Source organism: Empedobacter sp. GD03739, assembly GCF_029843245.1.
GTDB classification, from domain to species: Bacteria; Bacteroidota; Bacteroidia; order Flavobacteriales; family Weeksellaceae; genus Empedobacter; species Empedobacter falsenii_B.
The window spans coordinates 1-20,581 of the sequence record NZ_JAOCHX010000047.1 but is presented as its reverse complement, the minus strand read 5'-3'; the positions used below and the strand labels follow the sequence as shown (position 1 = coordinate 20,581).

At 29.6% G+C, this 20,581-nt stretch carries 20 protein-coding genes and 1 tRNA gene; 8 read left to right on the top strand and 13 right to left on the bottom strand.

Annotated elements, in window-relative coordinates:
- Position 1: 1 nt before the first annotated feature.
- The 3 genes from N5E64_RS13125 to recF are packed head-to-tail and all read right to left on the bottom strand — an operon-like array spanning position 2 to position 2,334.
- On the bottom strand, positions 2–955 hold the full coding sequence (locus tag N5E64_RS13125) for a YheT family hydrolase (RefSeq protein ID WP_280037892.1): 954 nt from the start codon (positions 953–955) through the stop codon (positions 2–4).
- A complete protein-coding gene (locus tag N5E64_RS13120) occupies positions 956–1,258 on the bottom strand; it encodes a DUF721 domain-containing protein (protein ID WP_180905351.1) in 303 nt (100 codons plus the stop codon).
- Positions 1,255–2,334, bottom strand: a complete 1,080-nt coding sequence (gene recF, locus N5E64_RS13115) for a DNA replication/repair protein RecF (RefSeq protein WP_280037891.1) — start codon at positions 2,332–2,334, stop codon at positions 1,255–1,257. Before recF ends, N5E64_RS13120 begins: the two co-directional genes overlap by 4 nt.
- A gap of 431 nt (positions 2,335–2,765) precedes the next feature.
- Here recF and hisS point away from each other — a divergent pair, with 431 nt between their 5' ends.
- From hisS to N5E64_RS13100, 3 genes are all read left to right on the top strand, one after another.
- On the top strand, positions 2,766–4,142 hold the full coding sequence (gene hisS, locus N5E64_RS13110; protein ID WP_280037890.1) for a histidine--tRNA ligase: 1,377 nt from the start codon (positions 2,766–2,768) through the stop codon (positions 4,140–4,142).
- A gap of 41 nt (positions 4,143–4,183) precedes the next feature.
- Positions 4,184–5,104 carry a PfkB family carbohydrate kinase gene (locus N5E64_RS13105; RefSeq protein ID WP_280037889.1) on the top strand — a complete coding sequence of 307 codons (921 nt, stop codon included), beginning with the start codon at positions 4,184–4,186 and terminating at the stop codon, positions 5,102–5,104.
- 304 nt (positions 5,105–5,408) lie between these two features.
- Complete coding sequence (locus N5E64_RS13100) at positions 5,409–5,852, top strand: hypothetical protein (protein WP_257468033.1); 444 nt, start codon at positions 5,409–5,411, stop codon at positions 5,850–5,852.
- A 42-nt stretch (positions 5,853–5,894) separates the two neighbouring features.
- On the opposite strand, the gene N5E64_RS13095 is transcribed toward N5E64_RS13100, so the two are convergent.
- From N5E64_RS13095 to N5E64_RS13085, 3 genes are all read right to left on the bottom strand, one after another.
- Positions 5,895–5,968 (bottom strand) — tRNA-Arg (locus tag N5E64_RS13095).
- Positions 5,969–6,051: 83 nt separating this feature from the next.
- Positions 6,052–6,675 carry an LURP-one-related family protein gene (locus tag N5E64_RS13090; RefSeq protein ID WP_280037893.1) on the bottom strand — a complete coding sequence of 208 codons (624 nt, stop codon included), beginning with the start codon at positions 6,673–6,675 and terminating at the stop codon, positions 6,052–6,054.
- A gap of 49 nt (positions 6,676–6,724) precedes the next feature.
- Positions 6,725–7,420 (bottom strand): YjjG family noncanonical pyrimidine nucleotidase, encoded by a 696-nt coding sequence (locus N5E64_RS13085; protein WP_114998029.1) that lies wholly within the window; start codon positions 7,418–7,420, stop codon positions 6,725–6,727.
- Positions 7,421–7,471: 51 nt separating this feature from the next.
- On the opposite strand from N5E64_RS13085, the gene N5E64_RS13080 reads away from it, so the two are divergent.
- Genes N5E64_RS13080 through N5E64_RS13070 form a run of 3 tightly spaced genes read left to right on the top strand, consistent with a single transcriptional unit; the run spans position 7,472 to position 11,899 of the window.
- The gene (locus N5E64_RS13080; RefSeq protein WP_280037888.1) at positions 7,472–8,731 is read left to right on the top strand and encodes a lipopolysaccharide biosynthesis protein; all 1,260 of its coding nucleotides are present in this window, start codon (positions 7,472–7,474) and stop codon (positions 8,729–8,731) included.
- Complete coding sequence (locus N5E64_RS13075; protein WP_125350776.1) at positions 8,724–9,860, top strand: glycosyltransferase family 4 protein; 1,137 nt, start codon at positions 8,724–8,726, stop codon at positions 9,858–9,860. The genes N5E64_RS13080 and N5E64_RS13075 overlap by 8 nt, the downstream gene beginning before the upstream one ends.
- Entirely contained in the window at positions 9,857–11,899 is a 2,043-nt protein-coding gene (locus tag N5E64_RS13070) for a class I SAM-dependent methyltransferase (RefSeq protein ID WP_280037885.1), read from the top strand. Before N5E64_RS13075 ends, N5E64_RS13070 begins: the two co-directional genes overlap by 4 nt.
- On the opposite strand, the gene N5E64_RS13065 is transcribed toward N5E64_RS13070, so the two are convergent.
- Positions 11,896–12,771 (bottom strand): polysaccharide deacetylase family protein, encoded by an 876-nt coding sequence (locus tag N5E64_RS13065; protein ID WP_280037884.1) that lies wholly within the window; start codon positions 12,769–12,771, stop codon positions 11,896–11,898. The genes N5E64_RS13070 and N5E64_RS13065 overlap by 4 nt on opposite strands.
- A gap of 106 nt (positions 12,772–12,877) precedes the next feature.
- Between N5E64_RS13065 and N5E64_RS13060 the strand changes: the two genes are divergently transcribed.
- A complete protein-coding gene (locus tag N5E64_RS13060; protein WP_185144150.1) occupies positions 12,878–13,573 on the top strand; it encodes a class I SAM-dependent methyltransferase in 696 nt (231 codons plus the stop codon).
- Here the strand turns inward: N5E64_RS13060 and N5E64_RS13055 are convergent.
- The 4 genes from N5E64_RS13055 to N5E64_RS13040 form a co-directional block, all read right to left on the bottom strand.
- Complete coding sequence (locus N5E64_RS13055; protein ID WP_219033877.1) at positions 13,547–14,434, bottom strand: hypothetical protein; 888 nt, start codon at positions 14,432–14,434, stop codon at positions 13,547–13,549. The genes N5E64_RS13060 and N5E64_RS13055 overlap by 27 nt on opposite strands.
- On the bottom strand, positions 14,431–15,660 hold the full coding sequence (locus N5E64_RS13050; protein WP_125349538.1) for a polysaccharide deacetylase family protein: 1,230 nt from the start codon (positions 15,658–15,660) through the stop codon (positions 14,431–14,433). Before N5E64_RS13050 ends, N5E64_RS13055 begins: the two co-directional genes overlap by 4 nt.
- Before the next feature lie 27 nt (positions 15,661–15,687).
- Positions 15,688–16,386, bottom strand: a complete 699-nt coding sequence (gene radC, locus N5E64_RS13045; protein WP_125349537.1) for a DNA repair protein RadC — start codon at positions 16,384–16,386, stop codon at positions 15,688–15,690.
- Positions 16,387–16,476: 90 nt separating this feature from the next.
- Positions 16,477–18,159, bottom strand: coding sequence for a glutamine--tRNA ligase/YqeY domain fusion protein (locus N5E64_RS13040; RefSeq protein ID WP_038336464.1), 1,683 nt, complete (start codon positions 18,157–18,159; stop codon positions 16,477–16,479).
- 380 nt (positions 18,160–18,539) lie between these two features.
- Here N5E64_RS13040 and N5E64_RS13035 point away from each other — a divergent pair, with 380 nt between their 5' ends.
- Positions 18,540–19,214, top strand: a complete 675-nt coding sequence (locus tag N5E64_RS13035) for an ATP-binding cassette domain-containing protein (RefSeq protein WP_280037881.1) — start codon at positions 18,540–18,542, stop codon at positions 19,212–19,214.
- Here N5E64_RS13035 and rimM read toward each other — a convergent pair.
- Positions 19,202–19,726, bottom strand: a complete 525-nt coding sequence (gene rimM, locus N5E64_RS13030; protein WP_125349534.1) for a ribosome maturation factor RimM — start codon at positions 19,724–19,726, stop codon at positions 19,202–19,204. The genes N5E64_RS13035 and rimM overlap by 13 nt on opposite strands.
- Before the next feature lie 24 nt (positions 19,727–19,750).
- Positions 19,751–20,278: a 30S ribosomal protein S16 gene (locus tag N5E64_RS13025; RefSeq protein WP_280037880.1), complete on the bottom strand. Its 528-nt coding sequence runs from the start codon at positions 20,276–20,278 to the stop codon at positions 19,751–19,753.
- Positions 20,279–20,581: the final 303 nt, after the last annotated feature.

Sequence of the window (20,581 nt, the reverse complement as noted above, 5' to 3'; positions counted from 1 at the left end):
GTTATTTAACAAACTCCCAAGCTCTAATTTCAGCCCAAGAATGTTTATTGTTTTCTAATGGAAAGCCGCAATGTCCACCATATTTTGGCATTTCGAAGGTGCAGAATTTATGTTTTTTGAAGCGTTCGATAGGATAACAATCTTTCCCTAAAAAAGGATCATTTACTGCATTAACAATCAAACATGGTGTTTTGATATTATTCAAAACAGTTGCAGGAGAAGCTTTGTGATAATAATCTTCTTTAGATGAATAACCATGTAAAGCTGCTGTAAAATATTCGTCTACTTCATCAAAAGTCTTGATTTTATTAATCATTTCTTCATTCAAAACTCCTGGAAATTGTTTTGCTTTTGCTTTAAATTTTGGAACTAAAGTGCGTTTGAAATTTTTAAAATAAACAGTGTTCGGAAATATTTTCAATGTATCGGCACAAGATTTCAAAGAAATTGGAATAGAAAATACACAAGCTGCTTTTATCTGCTTAGGAGCGTCATAAGCGCCTAAATAATTTACAATTAATGCACCTCCCATCGAGTAGCCAATCAAATAAACTTCTTGATAATTTTCTTTCAACGCTTTTTCTACAACTCTGTGTACATCGTCAATTGATCCATGATGATACAAACGACAAGTGTCATTCATTTCACCTCCACAAGAGCGATGATTCCAAGCTAGAATATTAAATCCTTTATCATAAAAATAATCTGAACACGAATTAAGATACGTTCGTTTCGAATCGCCTTCTAATCCGTGAAAAAGTATAACTAATTTGTCTTTATTTTCTTGAAATCGCCAATCCAAATTCAGAAAATCACCATCATCAGTTTCCATTTTTTCTCTTGTGTAATCTGGAACAGGATATTTCTTGAATTTCGCAGGAATAATGGTAGAAAGATGTGCATTTCTATTGATGAAATTAGGTGTAGGGTAAGTAGAATGTTCGATGTAAGGCATTTAAAATATTTTTACGTCAACTAAAAAATCCTTTTTAATTTCTTCATTTATATTAGCTAAAATTTTCGATTTTCCCATCAATAATTCTTGTCTCATTGCAGGAGAATTAATTTTTACATACAAAACTCTTTGTCTTACTTCAACTCGGTCCGTATATTTCTCGAAAAACTTTCCCATCACCGTTTGCCAGGCCTCTTCTGCTTTCACTTCCCAAATCAATTCTTCCTTTCCACTTTGTTTAATGAAATGCTCCAAAGCTTGTCCAAGTGTTTGTTGATTACTTCTTTTTTCGTACTTTTTCATAAACGGAAAACTTTACTTTCAGAATTAATTTGTTTAATGATTTGCTCTGTTCTTTCGGGATGTGTATCGGTGATAAAAATTTGACCGAATCGTTCCTCGTTCACTAATTTAATCAATTGTGTTACACGATGTTCGTCCAATTTATCAAAAATATCGTCCAATAATAATAAAGGAGTAATGTTTAATGAAGATTTGATAACTTCTAATTGGGCTAATTTCAATGCGATTAAATATGATTTTTGTTGACCTTGCGAACCAAATTTCTTGATAGGATAATTGGTAATCGTAAACAACAAATCATCTTTATGAATCCCAGCTGTCGAATATTGTGCCGAACGATCTTTGTACAAAGCTTCTTTTAGAACCGTTTCAAAAGGTGCATCATTAAGTTGTGAAATATATTCGATGTTTACTTTTTCTCGTCCTTCTGAAATTTCATTGTAATATTTTAGGAAAGCTTCCAAAAAAGTTTGAATAAATTCTTTTCGTACTTCATGTATTTTCTTTCCTAAATGAATCAATTCTTCATCATAAATTTCCAAAGAAGTTGAATCAAATGTATTATTTGCAGCAAAATATTTTAGCAACGCATTCCGTTGAACTAAAACCTTGTTGTATCGCATCAAATCAGCTAAATATTGTTTATTCGATTGCGAAATAATATTATCCAAAAATTTGCGTCGAACTTCACTTCCTTCTTTGATTAAATCACTGTCATAAGGTGAAATCATTACCAAAGGATATTGTCCAATATGATCAGAAATACGATCATACGATTTCGAATTTCGTTTTAATTGTTTGGGCTGACCAGAACGAACCAAGCAAAAAATCAGGTCATCAGATTCATTTCGATCAAAAGTTCCTTCTAATATAAAAAAATCACAATCGAACTGAATATTCATCGCATCCGAATGATTTAGATACGATTTACTTAAAGCCAAATAGTGAATAGCATCCAAAACATTGGTTTTGCCTTTGCCATTTTGTCCTACAAAAGCATTAATTTTTGGTGAAAATTCGAAATTATTTTCATCAAAATTCTTGAATTGTCGCGCTTTAAGTTCTTTCAAATACATAAAAGCAAAATTACGATATTAATTAGGATTTATATAATTGGATTTTGTCATTCTGAACTTGTTTCAGAATCTCTCTGAGATACAATTTATAATCGGTTGTTCAATTTAAATTAAAATTCGTCAGTTCGAGTGATTTTTAGAAATGAAATGAATAAAAATTGTATCGAGAATAGAATTTTGTCTTCTTAAACCTTATTCTCGATACAAAATTCTCACAGAATTTCACTCGAATTGACGGTTTAAAGCTAAATTATCAAAATACGCAATAGTTAATTAATATTTTAATAATATGATGCGAACCTGAAAACGAGTTCAGGTTGACTTTGAGGATTTTAATTAAATCCTTTCTAAAACAATGATTTTGAAACAAAATGTCGAGTTAAAAATCAAAATGATGTATTTTTGCATCTTTAAAAGAAAGATTTAGAAAAATGGCAATTCAAAAACCATCGATTCCAAAAGGGACAAGAGATTTCTCGCCTTTAGAAGTGAATCGTCGTCAATATATTATCAATACGATTAAGAAACAATTCGTGTTATTCGGATTTTCTCCAATCGAAACTCCATCATTCGAGAATTTATCAACTTTAACAGGTAAATATGGAGAAGAAGGAGATCGATTAATTTTCAAGATTTTGAATTCTGGCGATTATTTAGCAAAAGTTGATGAGCAATTGTTAACAGATAGAAATAGTCAAAAAGTAATTTCTCAAATTTCTGAAAAAGCGTTACGTTATGATTTAACTGTGCCTTTCGCACGTTATGTGGTGCAACATCAGAATGAAATTACATTTCCTTTCAAACGTTACCAAATTCAACCAGTTTGGCGTGCAGATCGTCCTCAAAAAGGTCGTTTCCGTGAGTTTTTTCAATGTGATGCGGATGTTGTAGGTTCGGATTCGTTGTTGCAAGAAGTTGATTTTGTACAATTATATGATTCAGTTTTTACAGAATTAAAAACGCCAGTTGAAATTCATATCAACAACCGTAAAATTTTATCAGGTTTAGCAGAAGTAGCAGATATTTCGGCTCAATTGATTGATTTTACTGTGGCTTTAGATAAGTTGGATAAAATTGGAGAAGAAGCGGTAAAAGAAGAAATGCGTGGAAAAGGAATTTCTGATTCTGCGATTGAAATTTTATCACCTTTATTCTCAATGAATGGAGATTATAAAACACAATTTGCTCAATTAAAAGAAATTTTAAAATCTTCAGAAACTGGATTAAAAGGAATTGAAGAATTAGAATTTGTTTTTGAAAATACAACAACTATTGGTTTACAATCTGCTGAATTAGTGTTGAACTTAACATTAGCTAGAGGTTTAGATTATTATACAGGAGCTATTTTCGAAGTGAAAGCAAAAATCGGAGAATTCTCTTCATCTATTGGTGGAGGTGGTCGTTACGATGACTTGACAGGGATTTTTGGATTAAAAGATATTTCTGGAGTTGGAATTTCTTTCGGATTAGATCGTACATATTTAGTTTTAGAAGAAAATAATTTATTCCCAGCTTTAGAAGATTCAACAAATATTCAAGCGTTGTTCATTAATTTTGGAAATAATGAAGCGACAGAAGCGATGAAATTGGTGAAACAATTACGCCAAAGTGGAATTAATACAGAGGTTTATCCTGATGAAGCAAAAATGAAAAAGCAGATGGGATATGCTGATAAAAAAGGAATTAAGAAAGTAATTCTTTTAGGTGAAAAAGAAATTGCAGAGCAAAAAGCGACGGTAAAAGATATGATTTCGGGAGAACAAACTGAAGTTGCTTTTGTTGATTTAGCGAATGCACTTATTTCTTAAAAGTTCTATATATTTGCAAACTATTTAATTAAGAATATAAAATGAGTTTATTAACAGTTGGTACAGTTGCCTTTGATAAATTAGAATCTCCTTTCGGGAAAACAGATAAAATCTTAGGTGGTGCCGCTACATATATCGGTATGGCGTCTTCTTTATTGGGCGTGGATACTGCAATCGTTTCAGTTGTTGGTGGAGATTTTCCACAAGAATACATCGATTTATTAATTTCAAAAGGAATTAATTTAGATGGTTTAGAAATCGTAAAAGAAGGAAAAACATTCTTTTGGGAAGGTAAATACCACAACGATTTGAACACACGTGATACGTTAGCAACAGAATTGAATGTTTTAGAAACTTTCAATCCAGTTGTTCCTCAAGATCGCAAATCTCCAGACGTTTTGATGTTAGGAAATTTACATCCATTGGTACAAAAAGGAGTGTTGACACAATTAGATAATCGTCCAGGTTTGGTTGTTTTAGATACAATGAACTTTTGGATGGATTGTGCTTGGAATGAGTTAATGGATGTAATCAAAGATGTTGATGTAATTTCTATTAATGATGAAGAAGCGCGTCAAATGTCAGGTGAATATAGTTTAGTGAAAGCAGCTAAAAAAATTATGACATTCGGGCCAAAAACAGTTATCATCAAAAAAGGTGAGCACGGAGCTTTATTATTCCAAGAAGAACAAGTTTTCTTTGCACCAGCTTTACCATTAGAAGATGTTTTCGATCCAACAGGAGCTGGAGATACATTCGCAGGTGGTTTCTCTGGATACTTAGCAAAAACAAACGATTTTTCTTTCGATAACATGAAACGTGCAATTGTTTACGGATCTGCATTAGCATCTGTAACATGTGAAAAATTTGGAACAGAATCATTAGGAGCTTTAACACGTGATGGTTTAGCTGAACGTTTGAAAGAATTCAATAAATTAATGGATTTCTCAATAAATTTATAAGAAAATTATTCATCAAAATATTTAAAGCCTTGCATTTGCAAGGCTTTTTTGTTTTATATTAGATTGTAAATTTATTTATATGCAAGCTATTTTTGAAATAATTTTTATTGCGATTAGTGAACTTATAATAGAAATTTTTGGAATACGAGTTCGATATATTATTTTAAAACTATTTAATCCAAAGTTAAATTTTGAGGAATTTTCTCAAAATGAATCAGGTTGGCATAAATTTATAATGCAGTAGTAGGTTTGTTAATTCTAATTGGATTAATATTTGGTGTTGCTTTCTTATATTTTAATTAAAATGAAAAACAAAATTATACATCTTCTCATATTGGCATTTTCCTCTTTACTTTCTGGAATAATGATCTCGAAAATGTCATTCATCGGTAAAATAGGAATCACAATTATTTACAACGAATATACGATCCTGAAATCGTGGTGGAAAACAGCCTTGTTATTATTCGCTATACAAGCTGTTATTTTTATCGTATTATCCATTTGGAATGAGAAAACAACGAAACGTTTTAAACGTTTGTTATTGCCTCTCATTTTCCTTTTTATGGGAATTATTGGATTAATTTATTGCTATTACGATTTTACTGAAACCTCGCATCGTTTATTGAAAAAGACGTTCCATTTCGGATTTTATATTTTTTGGTTCACGTGGTTTGGGAATTGTATATTCTTTATGACAAAAAAATCTCAAAAAGTAGAAGAAATTCCACAAGAAACAGAAGTGTATTAAAATAAAAAAAGCTCATCAAATCTTGATGAGCTTTTGCTTTTGTGACCGAGACAGGATTCAAACCTGTAACCTCTTGAGCCGTAATCAAGTGCGCTATTCAGTTGCGCCACTCGGCCATTCCTGATAAGAAACTATTGTTCTTATTTTGGACTGCAAATATAAAGACTATTTTTGAATCTGCAAATATTTTTTAATAAAATTATCCTCTATCTCTATCGCTTATGAGCATCATCATAAAACTCAAAACAAAAAGTGTATCATTTTCAGTTGATTGATATTGATTTAGTTTAAATTTTCGTCCAAAGAATGAAGGTTCTTTTGATACTTCCATCATTTCTCTTCCTTGTAAATCAGTTAAAACATATTTTGGATTGAAAATATAACCGGAGAAAAATCCTACAACGGGAATTTCTCCAACCATTCCGTCCATCATACGTGTAAAACCACTACGTTCGTTGATTGTAAATAAATGATTATCATTTGCGTCGTAAATATGAAAAGTCGCTTTCCAAAAGGATTTGAAAGTTTTTCGTTTTGCTTTACCAACAACATTTCCGTTCGCATCTGTAATGGTAAAAGTTTGTTGAAAATCGATGATTTTATTCGAACGAAGTTGAAAAAGTTCTTCTTTTTTCGATGAATCACGGTAGATTTTAATCACGTCTCGCCACGAAAGAATTTTTTCGCGTACATAAAACACAGGTTGATTATTAGCGTCCGTTACAGAAAAATCATTGGAAAAAGTTGCAATATGAAACTTTATATCAAGCGGAAATTTTAGGTTGTTTAAATTCATAAGTGTTGAGTAATTTTTATCAAAAATAGATTTTTTTTCGACATAAAAAAAGGTTCAGAATTTCTGAACCTTAAGTTTATAAATATTCTCTTACTTCATCTAAATGTGTAATAGTAGGAACATCATCCATCGAAAAATTATCATCTAATCGATCAAAGAAAATAGCCGACATTCCGAAAGCTTTTGCACCAACAGCATCTGCAATCCAATCATCTCCAATATAAATAGATTCATCCTTTTTTGCACCAGATTTTTCCATTGCCAAAGAAAAAATACGAGGATCAGGTTTCAAGATTTTGATTTCGTCTGCATAAGTCACCGTATCAAAATAACCATTTAATTCTGATGTTTCAATTTTACGTTTCGAAACTTCGATAAAACCATTTGTGATAATATGTAGTTTATATTTTGGCTTCAAATAATCCAATAATTCCATCGCGCCATCCACGACTTCATTATAATTGGTAATCGTTTCCATGTATTCTTCTTCAAAAATCTTTGCTAAAGCATCATTATCAATTCCAAGATTATCGAAAGCTTCTTTGAAACGACGTGCACGTAATTCTTCTTTTGTAATTTTTTTGTCACGAATCAAAGCCCAAAGTCCTTCATTGCTATCGTGATAGAATGGATGAAATTCCTCGAATGTAAAACCATATCTATTTTCTACATCATACTTTTTGTAAAGCTCATCTAGCGCGAATTTTGCATTTTTTCTGAAATCCCAAAGTGTGTTATCAAGATCGAAAAAAACGTGTTTTATTGTGTTCATAAATGCAAAGCTAAGGATTTTATGTAGATTTGCTGATGAAGAAAATATCAATTGAAAGCGAAGTTAGAAAAATTTAAAACGAAGAATGCCAAAGGTGTTTTGTCTTTGTTGGCAGGTAACACAATTGCGCAAGTGATTATGTTTATTGGCGGAATTATTTTGGCTCGAATTTATGGTCCAGAAGCGTCGGGAACGTATAATGCTTTTTTGAGTTTTGTGGCCATTCTTTCTATTTTGACAACGTTTCGTTTAGAGAATATTTTCGTGATTTCGAAATCATCAAAAGCGATTCGAAATTTGTTCACAACCTTATTATTAGTGAGTAGTATTGTAACGATTCTATTCTTTTTAGGTTATGCTATTTTAGAAGAAATTTTCACATTCAAAACTTCCTTATTTATTGTTTTCTTAAGTTGTATTGCAGGGGTATTTACAGCTTGGAACAATGTACAAAATACGTTGTTTACAAAGTATAAATTATTCAAAAGTATTTCGACTGGATTTGTGATTAATGCGTTGTTTTCGGTTTTTTTTCAGTTCATTTTTTATTGGATAGGCTACAAAGAAACAGGATTGATTTATGGAACAATTTTCGGAACTATTTTGTCTTGTGCATATTATTTTTCAATTACAAAAGGACGATTTTCTTCGATTGATTTTGGGTTGGCTAAACGAACAATTTCTAAGAACAAAGAAATCCTAAAATATACATTACCCTCAGAATCGTTGAATGCAATTGCGAACAATTTGTTACCAATTATGATTGCGATTTATTTTATGAAAGAAGATGTAGCTTTTGTGGGAAATTCAGCTAAAATTTTGGTTGTTCCTTTGACATTACTTTCCAATTCGATGTCGAAAGTTTTCTTTCAGAAATCTGCTGCAATGATTGATCATCGTTCGCATCAATTATATGATTTATCGAAAAAAGTGGTACTGTACAACGTTGGAGCAATTGCTGTTTTTCTTTTGTTGATGAATTGTATCGGAATTTTTATTCTCGAGTGGATGCTTGGACCAGAATGGCGAGGCCTGCATATTATGACGTGGATACTTTCATTTTGGATTTTGTGTCGTTCTGCAATGAATCCTATTCAGCAAATAGTCGTGGTTATCAAGAAAAATCATTACGCACTATACTTCAATATTTATTTGGTTTTCGTCACATTGATTACTTGTGTGATTGGCGGACTAAATAAAAACATACTTTTGACGTTATCTCTATATTCTTTCTTTGCAGGAATGGGCTATTTGGTTCAACTTTACTTTGTAATGAAAGAACTGAAACGTTATAAAAAGTTAGGTGAATAATTCGAGAAAAAATATTTTAGCTTTAGCATCTTGGTATCCGAGTAGAATTTTTTTAGATAATGGAGATTTTATTCAGCGCCATTTACGTTCTATCTCTACTTTAAATAATGTGACGCTTGTTCATGCAGTAAAAGATGAAAATTTAAAATCTAATTTTGAAATAGATGATTCTATCAACCAAAATGTAAGAGAAATAATTGTTTATTTTAAACCATCTTTTTTTCGCCCGTTTAATTTAATCAAACAATTTATAGCTTTTCTGAAAGGAGTTTCTTTGATTAATAATTTTGATATAATTCATCTCAATGTTGTTTATCCGGCAGGTTTAGTTGCTTTATTTTTGAAAAATAAATACAAAAAACCAATAGTTTTAACAGAGCATTGGACAGGATTTTCTCCAGAACGTTTTATTTCATTTCCATTTTACAAGAAGTTTTTAATTAAAAAAATACTTAGAAAGGTAGATGTTTTAACGCCTGTTTCAAATGATTTAGCACAGAAAATACTTAAAATTTATCCTATAACAATTGTAAAAATTATTCCAAATGTTGTGGATGTAGAATTGTTTTCGGTAAAAGAAGATTGTAAAATAAAAAGAATAACTTTTTTACATCTTTCGCATTTAGAAAATGAACATAAAAATATTTTAGGAATGTTGAATGTTGTTAAAAAGTTAGTTGATAATGGCTATAATTTTGAATTTCAGATTGGAGGAAATGGAGATTTAACTTTGATTAATAATTTTGTTGAAGAAAATAATTTGTCTGCTTTTGTAAAATCTTTTGGGCGATTACAACATTTTGAAGTGAATCAAAAGATGAAAAATGTGAATTGTTTTGTACTTTTTAGTAATTATGAAAATCAACCTTGTGTACAAATAGAAGCTTTTGCTTCGGGAATTCCTGTTATCGCAAGTGATGTTGGTGGAATTAAAGAATTTATGCCAAATAATTTTGGATTTATTGTGAATAAAAATGATGAATCAGCACTTTATAAAGCAATGGTTGAGGTGATAGAAGGTTATGAATTTGCAACACCAAAGGAATTAAATAATTATGTTTTGAATAATTTTTCTAAGGAAGAAATTGCTCAACAATTTGATGATGTCTACACGAAAGTTTTAGAATGAAAGATTTAATCAAATTCATACAATCCTTTTTACAAAACAATGGTTTTTACGTTTTTTTATCTTTTGTGGTAGAAAAATTAGTGATGTTGATTAATACCATTTTCATTGTAAAAATGATTCCTCAAGATGAATTTGGTCGTATAACACTTATCGCATCTATCATTGGGTTTGTTACGCCATGGAATGGATTAGGTTCATTACAGGTTTTGATGAAATTTGGTGCTGGTGAAGAAAATGAACAAACACGTAAAGACCTAAGTCGAAAATTATTTAGAAATGGTGTTATTAATCAGCTTATTTTATGTAGTCTTTTTATTGTAATTGCTAATTTTTATGCCATAAAATTTGATCATTTATTGTGGATTATTCTCTTGTTTTCTGTTCGTCTTTTGGGCTTATTTTTCCAATCACATCTTACAATTGATTATCGTATAAATGGTTTTAATAAAAAGTTTGCTTCATTAAATATATTGATTAACTGTTTGGGACTGATTTTTACATTTTTCTTAACCATCAACTTTGGAGCAATTGGTTATATGATTTCGCTGGCGATTACACCTTTTATTAGTTTATTTTTCTATTCTAAAACAATTTTACAACAATCAATAAGTGGTTTAAGTGAAATGAATTGGAAAATGATGTGGAAATATGGAAGAATGGAATCTTTGGCTTATTTCGCTTCAGAGTTATTGTTTTCGATTGATATTGGAATGATTGCGATTTTTATGACAGATAAAGATATTGCTTTGTATAAAGTTGCGATTCTTTTGCCTATGAATTTATTATTTATTCCGACTATATTATTTCAAACCGATTTTCCTCGAATTATTAAAAATAGTCAGAACAAGGATTTTCTGAAATTTTATATAAAAAATTATTATAAGCTATTCATTCCTATAGGAATTAGTATTCTTTTAGGAAGTTATTTTCTTAGAGATTTTATAATCGAGTTATTTTTCAATAAAAGTTATTTAACTGGTGGTACAGTTTTTTTTATTGCAACAATAGCAGTTGTTTTAGCAATGTTGTTTAGAGTATTATACATTAACTTGAATAGTACAATAGGAAGATCAGATTGGAATGTAAGAGTATCAATCCTCTCAATTGTTTGTTTAGTTATTTTTGATGCGCTATTAATTCCTTTTTATGGAATAGAAGGAGCAGCTTTAGGTATGTTAATAACTTTCTTAATTTCTGGATTATACGCATATTATTTGTTTAATAAGTATTTAAAAATGTCATTATCAAAAAAAATATCAAAATTTATAAATGGATTTTTTCAAATTTGTAAGAATCCTTGGTTATTAAATATTATCATTGACCAAAATGAAAATTGGGAAAAGAAAACGCCAAATCATTATAAGAAAGGACTAAATCAAGTTTCTTTAGATCAATTATTTCCAAATTTTGACGGAAAATTAGATACAGTTGCTTTTTTAGATGGCGGTTCTTTGATTACAGATTTATTACTGCTGAAAAATGCGTGTAAAGAATTTGAACAATGTAAATATTTCGAAATTGGAACTTGGAGAGGAGAAAGTATTGTTAATTTGATTGATGTTGCTGATGATTTGAATACGTTAGATTTAGATACAAAGGATTATAAAACGTATAACTTTTCACAAGATTATGAAAATGCACATGGTTTTTTTATAAAAGATAAATCTAAAATAAAACAACATTTAGGAGACTCGACTAAATTTGATTTTTCAGGATTGAATAAAAAATTTGATGTAATTTTTATCGATGGAAATCATCGTTTTGATTTTGTAGTTTCGGATACAAAAAATGTTTTTGAACATCTGATTCATGAAAACTCTATCGTTATTTGGCATGATTATGCATTCTCGCCAGAAAAGATACGTTTTGAAATATTGAATGCAATTATAAAAGGAGTTCCTAAACAATTTCATAAAAATCTATATCATGTAGAAAATACAATGTGTGCTATTTATACACCAAAGAATTATGAAGGAAATATTCTTAAACTTTACGATAATCCAAAGAGAATTTTTTCTATAGATTTAAAAATTAATTAATGAGAAACAACATGCTTCTGTAGTAGTTTCTGAATATAAAATTTATAACGATTTTTTTGGACAAAAATTGCAGGATTAGAAATACAATTATCCATCGGAAGTCGCTGAATATTTGTTGAAAATTCATCATCTTTTATTCCAGCTGTACCAAATGTAAAATCGGATTTTATAGTATTAAAAAAGTTTTTAGAAACGCCGTCATCTGTAAAAGGAAAAGAAAAAACTCGATAATCTAAATTAAACTTTTGTTGGATAAAATCTAAACTTTCGTTCGTTTCTAAAAGTTGTTGCTCGAAAGAAATATCGCGATAATAAGGATGATTCATCGAATGTGCACCAATTGTAAATCCTTGATGAATTAATGCTTTAATTTCATTTTCATTCAAATAAATTTCAACATCATTTAGTTTTATTTCTTGTTTTAAAATTAATGAATTAATTTTTTTAAGATCATGAATAGAATAATTTAAAAGTTCTTTTTTAAGGTTATTGTCTGTAATGTTTTCTAAAATGAAAGCAACTTTATACCGATAAAAAACTTCTTGATTGTCAATAAAATTTGGATTGATAAAAAAAGTTGCATCTAAATTTCGTTCTTTTAATATTGGAGCAATTATAGAGTAACATTGTTTCAAACCATCATCAAAACTAAGATGAAAGTAATTTTCTTGAGGAATAGAACCATTTTTTTCGTATAAATCAATTAATTCAATCATAGAAATATTGACATAATTTTTCTGAAAAAAATCTAATTCACGTTGAAATTGATCAATAGATTTTAATGGATATAATTGATCGATATGAATTAATCTTTTATCTGAAACTGTATGGTAAAAAGGAAATATATTTTTTTTGAATAAATTTAATATCATAAAATAGCAGTCTTAACGTTTGTAAGTAATGAATGCAATTAAAACATTTTATAAAAAAATATTTTCCGAAAAGATAAGAATTAATAATAGAAAAAATTTAAAGAAATTGAATGGATTATTTCTGAAAGGAAATAATTTTTATTGTAATTGTTGCGAACAATCTTTTTCTAAGTTTTTGGATAAATCAAACGGTATAGATAACCGAGAAAATGCTGAATGTCCAAATTGTGGTTCATTAGAAAGGACAAGAGTTTTGTTAGAGTTTATAAAAAATGAAACAGATTTATTGGTTAAACCGAATAAATTATTGCATATTGCTCCAGAAGACGCATTGAAAAATATTTTTAAACAGACCGATAATTTACGTTATATCAATGCTGATATTAACATTAATCTTGCTGATGAAGAAATGGATATTACTTCAATAAATTATCCTGATAACACATTTGATTATATAATTTGTTGTCATGTTTTAGGGCATATTCCAAACGAAAAAAAGGCAATTGATGAATTGTTTCGCGTTCTAAAAAAAGGAGGAAAAGCTTTGATTCAAACTCCTATTCATCCAATAAATAATACGTTTGAAAATGCTGAATTTAAGACAGAAGAAGAACGATTAAAAAATTATGGCGAAAAAGATTTATTGAGATTGCATGGACAGGACTTTCAAGAAAGATTAAAACGTGAAAATATAATTGTCGAAAAAATAGATTATCGAAATAAAATTGATCATAATTTAGCAAAGAAACTTTCTGTTGGAAATGGCTATCGTGAATTAATTTTTCTTTGTCAAAAAGTCTAAATTAGAATAGTTTGTATAATGATTTTTTATAGCACCAAAACCTTGCATAAATTTAGCTATAGAAGGAATCATAGAACCTTCGAAATCAAGTGTTAATTCTGAATTAGAAAAGTTTTTGATAATGTAATCTATTATGTAAGCTGATCCAAAATTACTTTTTGAATTCTTATTTCTTGCAAAAGCAAAATTATAAACTCGATTTTTAGAAATCATGATTAGTTGACAACCAATTAAATTTTCTTCTTGATCAAAAATTTCATAAATATTAATAATTTTTTGATTAAATAAACTTTGAATTTTTTCTTGCGAATAGTTTATTAAATTATTTGCGATCAAATATTCATAAGATGAATTTATTTTGAAAAATCGATTTAATTGAGTAACTTTTTCAATGTTATAATTGGATTTTTCTACTTTACGAATTTCATTTTTTCTATTTCTACTGTAATTTGAAAATAAAATTTCATAATCTTGATTCAAATCTAAAATATAATTAACCTTTTTCTGTCCCTTCGGTTCAAACATCTCTGTATTTTCCTCATTAAAAGCATAAGCTCTCACTAAATTTCGATGTAGTTTTTTCTCAAAAAGTTGAAAAGTTTCTTTTGAGAAATTTTCTTGATGAAAAACTCCTAATTGTTGACAATAAATTGGTTGTGTAATAAATTTTATACCAATTTTTTTTGTATATGGCAAAGGCATTATGGCTTCATAATCGTTCAAAACATAACAATCCCAATTGTTTTCAACTAAAGCATCCAAATAAAAAACTTCGGCATAAATGCGGTAATTCACCGATTTGTTGAGACATTCGGTATATTTATTAACATCTAATTTTTTTCGAGAAACTCTTTTTATCATTTAAAAATACTTTCGTAAACTTTTCGCCATTCAGTCCAATCTTCGTTCAAGTTTGATTGGTGGAATAATGTTATAAACGTTCCGTTTGTGGCTTTAATTGTTTGTTTCAATCGTTTTATTTCCTCTAAAGCTTGTTGCGGTGTTAATTTTAAATAATTTTTCAATGTAACATCCATTGCGACAAAAGGATATATTTTTAACAATGTTTGTTGATTTCTTGATAAGTCAAACCATTTGAATGGAGTAGATGTTCCAGCTCTAAAGCCTAATTGATGTGGGAATCCCATGGTGTAATCTTCCAAAATTTCATTTATTAACAATTGTTGATAAGTGTAAGGGAAATTCAATTTAATGAAATGTTGACGTGATTTTTTTATCGGTTGATTGCTAATTTTTTCTAATCGATTAATTTCAATTGTTAATTTATTTTCATCAAAATTAGATTGATAAGAAGGGTGAATTCCAATTTTTGCCCAAGTTGAAATGTTATTTATTAAATTTTTTTGAGCATTATTTTTCCAATGATGATTTTTATCGAAAGTAGAATAATCGCCCAATAACCAAAAGAAAACTGTTTCGATTTGATGTTTTTCAGCTAAAACTTTCAAATAATCAAATGTATCGTAAGGATCTTTTTTTTGCTGATTTAAAATTTTGATTTGATTCTGAAATTCTTTGAAATCACCTTTTAAAATTTTCTTTGAAAGTGAACCAAATTTTATTTTAGGAGAATGATGAAGATATTTCCATGCATAATCTACGTCATGAGTATTAATCTGTTTGAAAACTCTCTGTTTAAAATAAATTTCAGGAAATTTAGACTTTATCTTTTTTTGAATTTCAATACAAATTTCATCTACAATTGGTTTCGAATAATCTAAATCCGAACCTAAAAAACGATTGTGTTTATCAAATTTTTCTGGTTTTGCAATGTATTCTTCATAACGAGAAAGCCAATAAAAACATTTCCCAAATTCGTTTAAAATTGAATAATCAACATTTTCTTGAATGGTAGTTTCCAATAAAATATCATCAACTTTATAATTGATTTCATTTTCTAAAAATTGATTTGAAAAGTTGATTTTTGGTAAAATTGATTGTGAAAACTCATCAAAATCTGTAGTCGTTTTGTAGTCAATTCCAGAAAAATTATGAAAAATAAAATCGAAAATATATTCAATTCGATTCGTTATTTTTTCTGTAAATATGATGATTTTTTGACTCAAAATAGTTTTCAATAAAGCTTAAAGATATCAAATTAGACCATCATCCGCAAATGAATAAAAATCTTTTTGAGAAACAATAATGTGATCTAAAACTTGAATATCTAAAAGAGTGGCACCTTCTTTTATTTTTCGAGTAATGTGTATATCAGACTGACTTGGAGTAAGATTTCCAGAAGGATGATTGTGAGAAAGTATCATTCCAGTTGCCATTAACTCTAAGGCACGTTTAAAAATTACTCGAATATCGACAGCGGTTTGATTAATTCCACCTCGTGAAATTTGCTCAGTTTTAATGATTCGATTTCCTTGATTGAGAAACATTACCCAAAATTCTTCGTTTGGTAAATCACCAATTTGTTGTTGTAAAATTATGGCTGCGTCTTTGCTTGAAGTAATTTTGTCGCGTTCTAAAATCTCTTGCGAATTTCGTCTTCTTCCAATTTCCATTGCTGTGATTATCGAAATTGCTTTTGCTTCTCCAACTCCTTTGAATTTGCATAAATCTACAATTGAATATTTTGCTAATTCATTCCAATTATTGTTTGCAGAATTTAAGATTCGTTTTGCTAACTCTACAGCGGATTCATCACGATTTCCACTTCCCATGATAATCGCTAACAATTCGGTATCAGAAAGTGACGAACGCCCTTTTAAAGCTAATTTTTCGCGAGGACGATCATCTTCATTCCAGTTTTTTATCGAATTTTTATTCTCTAAGTAATCCATTTATATAAGGGATTGATTTTGTATTTTACAATATAATAAAAAAAGCTCGAACAAATTTGTTCGAGCTTGATATTTAATAAAATAGATTTTTTATTTATTGACTTTTGCCCAAGTATCTTTAAGCGTAACTGTTCTATTGAAAATTAATTTTTCTGTAGAAGAATCACGATCTAAAGCAAAATATCCAATGCGTTGAAATTGGAATTTATCCTCGACTTTAGCTTCTTTCAAAGCAGGCTCAGCAAAACCTTCTTTTACAGTTAAAGAGTTTGGATTGACAAATTGTAAAAAGTCAACATCTTTCTCTGCATCAGGAGATTCAACTGTAAATAAACGGTCATATTCGCGCACTTCGATTGGAATATTTTCTGTTGCAGAAACCCAATGTAATGTACCTTTTACTTTACGTTTAGAAGCTTCAGTTCCGCTTCCAGACTTCGTTTCAGGATCGTAAGTTGCATAAATTGTGGTGATATTTCCTTCAGCATCTTTTTCTACTCTTTCAGCTTTAATGAAATACGCACCTTTCAAACGAACTTCGTTTCCTAATGATAAACGGAAGAATTTTTTAGGCGCTTCTTCCATAAAATCTTCACGTTCGATATAGATTTCACGAGTAAAAGGAACGATACGAGTTCCAGCAGTTTCATCTTCTGGGTTATTCTCAATTTCTAATTCCTCCACTTGCCCTTCAGGATAATTTTCGATGATAACTTTTACAGGATCAATGACAGCAAAAACACGAGGAGCAATTTTATTTAAATGATCACGAACAGAAAATTCTAATAACGAAATATCCAATACATTATCACGTTTTGCAACACCGGCTGTATTCCAGAAATTCTTGATAGACTCTGGTGTGTAACCGCGACGACGCAAACCTGAAATTGTAGGCATACGTGGATCGTCCCAACCTGTTACAACCCCTTCTTGAACCAATTTCATCAACTTACGTTTACTTGTAATCATGTACGAAACATTACCACGAGCAAATTCGCGTTGTTTTGGTTTTTGAGGTTGATTTGGCAACTCAACATTATTCGCATACCATTCATATAAATCACGATGATTTTTGAATTCTAACGAACATAATGAGTGAGAAATTCCTTCGATATAATCAGATTCTCCGTGCGTCCAATCGTACATTGGGTACATTTTCCATGTATCGCCAGTGCGGTGATGAGGACGTTTCAAAATACGATACATAACAGGGTCGCGCATGTTCATATTAGGAGAAGTCATGTCAATTTTTGCACGTAAAACATGTGTACCTTCTTCAAATTCTCCCGCTTTCATTCGTTCGAAAAGATCTAAATTTTCTTCAACAGAACGATTTCTGAAAGGAGACTCGATTCCAGGTTCAAAAGGTGTTTTACGTTGTTCATTAATTACTTCCGAAGATTGGTCGTCGATGTACGCTTTTCCTTCTTTAATTAATTGAACAGCCCAATCGTAAAGCTGCTGGAAATAATCAGAAGCATAGCGTTCTTCTGCCCACTCGAAACCTAACCATTTCACATCTTCGCGGATAGAATCTACGAATTCTTGCTCTTCTTTGTCAGGATTAGTGTCATCAAAACGTAAGTTTACAGGTGCATTGTAACGCTGTCCTAAACCGAAGTTTAAGCAGATTGCTTTTGCATGCCCGATATGCAAATAACCATTTGGTTCTGGTGGGAAACGAAAACGTAAATTTTCTTTTGGCATCCCGTTGGCTAAATCATCTTCAATGATTTGCTCAATAAAATTCAATGATTTTTTTTCTTCTTCCATTTTTTAATTACGATTGAGTTTGCAAAGGTACGAAATTGACAATAAAAATTGAGTGATTGTTTTTTGAAAATTGAGTACATTTAATTCAAAAATTTGAAGAGTAATGAAAAGATTACGAGTATTTTGTGAATTTTATAAAGTTAATTTAGTCGTGTTCTTGATATGGAGCATATTAATTGGTTGTGTTTTTGGACCAGTTATATATATGAATTCAATAATTATTATAGCTATTATTTCAGAAATTACATCCTTTCTTTTTTATAAATTTTATAGAAAACATGAATTATATTTTTACTATAATTTTAGATTTTCATTAAGAAAATTGTATTTTTTTTCTTTAGGATTAACTTTATCAATTTCTTTTTTAATCTTGTATTTGTATGAAGGATTTATTCCTGGAAGTAGATAGTATTCAAAAGTCTTTTAATGGAAATAATATTTTAAAAAATATTTCTTTTCAAGTTAAAAAAGGTGAAATCGTTTCTATTATAGGTAGAAATGGAAGTGGTAAATCAACACTTTTTGATGTTATTTTTGGTTCAATTTCTTCTGAAAATAAATTTGTTCGAATTAATGGTGAAGTTAAGAAAAATACGTTTGAAGTAAAAGATGGTTTAGCGTTTGTAACTCAATTCAATCATTTTCCTCAAAATATTAAAGTAAAAACTCTAATTGATTTGTTTATAGATGAAGAAAGAATAAAAATAAAATTCTTAGAGGACGATTTGATAATGAATATTTTAAAACATAGAGTTAAAAATACTTCTTATGGTCAACAACGATATTTACAAGTGAAAATTTATCTATATTCGACGTCAAGTTTTTGTATTTTAGATGAGCCTTTTGCTGGATTATCACCATTAATGATAGATAATATTTCTCGACAAATTATTGAACAATCAAATCATAAAGGAATTATTATATCTGATCATCAGTATGAATATGTGCTAAATATTTCGACTAAAAATTATGTATTAAAAGAAGGAAATTTAATCAAAATTGAAGACAGAAATGATTTGAAAAAACTAGGATATTTAAATAATTACCCCAAATAAATTTCTAATAATCCGTCTGGAATTTGAATAAGCATTGCTTTTTCTTCGCGATTAACTTCAAGAATCCATTCGTCAATCATCGGAATTAAGATTTCTTTTCCATTCGCATCTACTTCGAAATAAGCTTGCGCTGCAGAATCATTTACAGATTTTATTGTACCAACTTCTGTATTTGTTTGATCATAAATAGTGAAACCAACTATTTCGTGATAATAAAAATCTGTTCCAGAAAGTTCTGGTAATGATTTTAGAGGTAAATAAAGTTCGCGATTGATTAATTTGTCGACATCTTCGTCTTCAACATCTTCAAACTTTACTAATAATTTTGTGCCTTGATAAGGCTGAGAAGTTTCGAAAAAAAATGGAACCAGTGTACCATCTTGCTCGATGAACACTGCTTCCAAAGTATCGTATAATTCTGGTTCGTCTGTATCCAAGTGAATGATTAAATTACCTTTGAAACCATGTCTCTTTGTAACTTTACCTAAATAGTAGCAATCATTTTTTGTCATTTGGAACGTCTCTGAACTTAAAAATTATTCTTCTGTAGCAACTTCTTCAGTTGTACCTTCTGCTTCTTCAGCAGGAGTTTCTTCAACTTGTGCAGCAGCTTCAGCTTCCTGAGCAGCTTTTACACGAGCTTCATTAACAGCTTTTTCAGCTTCTAATGCAGCAGCTTTAGCAGCAGCAGCACCTGAAGTTAAACCGTCTTTTTTAGCTTGAACTTTTGCACCTTTAGCTTCTAACCAAGCTTCAAAACGTTTGTCAGCTTCTTCTTGAGAAAACGCACCTTTAGCAACACCACCTAATAAGTGTTTTTTCATAAAAGCACCTTTGTAAGATAATAAAGCTTTAGCAGTATTTGTAGGCTCAGCACCAGTTTGTAACCATTTTACAGCAGAATCAACATTTAATTCTACAGTTGCAGGGTTAGTAATTGGGTTGTAAGTACCTAATTTTTCGATGAAACGACCATCACGTTTTGCTCTTGAGTCAGCAACTACGATGTGAAAGAATGGTTTTCCTTTACGACCATGTCTTTGTAATCTAATTCTTGTAGCCATAGTATAACTAATTATTTGGGGAACTCGTCCCGTTTTACAAATTTGAGGTGCAAATATACAAAAAAATAATAATATGAATTAGAATTAGTATTCAGATATTAATTCTAATTTTATATAAATCAATTTCATGAAATATTTAACATTAATGATACTTACATTATTATTGTCATGTAAGACCAATTCTACTGAGCTTAATAAGAAAAATGATATAGACTCGGTGATTATTAATGATGACCATATTAAAATTAATGATACACTAATTATAAGAGATTCAACAATAACTCCTTCAATAATTAGTGAATA